Source organism: Flavitalea flava (genome assembly GCF_054461575.1).
The window spans coordinates 1-1,853 of the sequence record NZ_JBTLQH010000115.1 but is presented as its reverse complement, the minus strand read 5'-3'; the positions used below and the strand labels follow the sequence as shown (position 1 = coordinate 1,853).

Annotated in this window: 1 protein-coding gene; it reads right to left on the bottom strand. The window is 50.6% G+C overall.

What is annotated here, in order from left to right:
• Positions 1 to 1,853 (bottom strand): condensation domain-containing protein (locus ACX0G9_RS31605; RefSeq protein ID WP_459068992.1); only part of this gene is annotated, 1,853 nt, incomplete at both ends.

Genomic DNA, 1,853 nt, shown 5'->3' with positions numbered 1-1,853 from the left:
TCCCGGCTGCCCGTATACCGGTACAACAGATAGGACCATATCCCCTGCATCAACGTGTTGACCGTGATCCGCTGCCGCTGGGCATAGGCCACGACCCGGGCAGTTGCCAGGGTATCGATTTGCAAAACTTCTTCTTTGAAGGCACCGCCTCCTTTATTTCTCTCGGAAATAGCGTCAATAAACGGCAAAAGTACAGGAGTTGTCAACCCGCGGAGATAGTTTTCCCAATATGCTCTTTCCAGGTCCCCGTCCCGGCTTTCTATATACCGTATATAGTCCTCATATCGATCCGGCTGCTCCGTGTGCTCATAATTTCCTGCCAGTGCCTGTTCATACACATTCAGCAGCTCTTCCACCAGGATGGGAATGGACCAGCCATCTGCCAGTAAATGATGTGAAGTCCAAAGCATCCGGTGCCGGTCGTCTCCCAAACGCATCAGGGTTATGCGCATCAGCGGCGCATGGCTAAGATCGAAACCACGACGGCGATCCGAATCGTCATACGCTTTTATAGCCGCTTCCTGTTCGCTCACAGGCATTTCCCGCCAGTCCAGTATCTCCATCGGAATGGCAGCCTGCCGGTATACGGCTTGCACAGGTATGGAGAACACATTCGCAAAAAAACCGCTGCGCAAGATGCTATGGTGAGCTACAATGGATTCCCAGCTCAACTTAAATGCCGCCGGATCTAGTTTTCGTACCATGCAGCTGAACTGTTCGATATAGGCGCCGGCCTGCTGGTCATACAGGCTATGGAATAACATCCCTTCCTGTAAGCCGCTTAACCTGTACAGGCCTTCCAATTGCTCCCTGAGGAGCCTGCCTTCAACAGGCGTTTCCATAAACCGGTCCAGCTCCGCATAATTCAGTTCTTTGCCCAACCCATAATCCGAAGGCGTGTAGACAGGACCATGCGCCTGCTGTCCGGTGCAATGAACGATCAGCTTAACCAGGTGCTCCCTACAACGCCCTGCCAGGGCTTGTATAGTGACCTTTTCATAATGCAAGGCGCTAAAGCGCCAACTTAACTCCAGTTTCCCGTCCCTCAAGCGGCTGCTTACCGATATTTTCTTTATTTTCTCTGCTGGGTTTTTCAGTTCACTCTCATAGGTAAATACAATATCCCAGGGGTCATCACCTTGCAATTCTTCCTGGCGAATAATATATTTCAGCACCGCATAGCCCAAACCTTTATCCGGCACTTTTCGCAATTGCTCCTTTACGCTCCGGATTTGATCGGCCGCAGGTCCTTCTGTAGTAAGTTCCAATAATACCGGGTAGAGTCCTTCGGGCCATTCTGCCTCCAGGCTCTCATCGGTGGTTATTCCAATATCTTCCCACTTATCGCTTTTTAATCCGATCACGATCCGGCTATCCCCGCTCCATTCATTTAAGGTAAGGGCCAACGCACAGACCACCATATCGGAGATCTCCGTATGGTAAATTCTCCCTGCATCCTGTATTAATTGCCGGGTATCCCCATCGTCCAACCGCACCTTGTATTCCTGAATATGACTTTCGCCGATGGCACCCGCATAGGTCTTATCTACCCGTAAAGGAAGGAACTGTTCTGTCACCTTTTTCCAATGGGTTGTCTGAGATAAAAGCCGGCGGCTCCTGCTATAGACTACCCGGGTGTATAACGGATCTCCCGATGCAGACCGGGAAACTATCGATTCGCTCAAACTGCCTATATTCTGATACCTGAAAATATCGCGCGGTTGCAATACATAACCCAATCTTCGGACCCGGCTACCCACCTGGATCGTAATGATGGAATGTCCGCCCAGTTCGAAAAAATTATCATGTATACCTATTCGGTCTACGCCCAGCAGTTCTTCCCAGATGGCAGC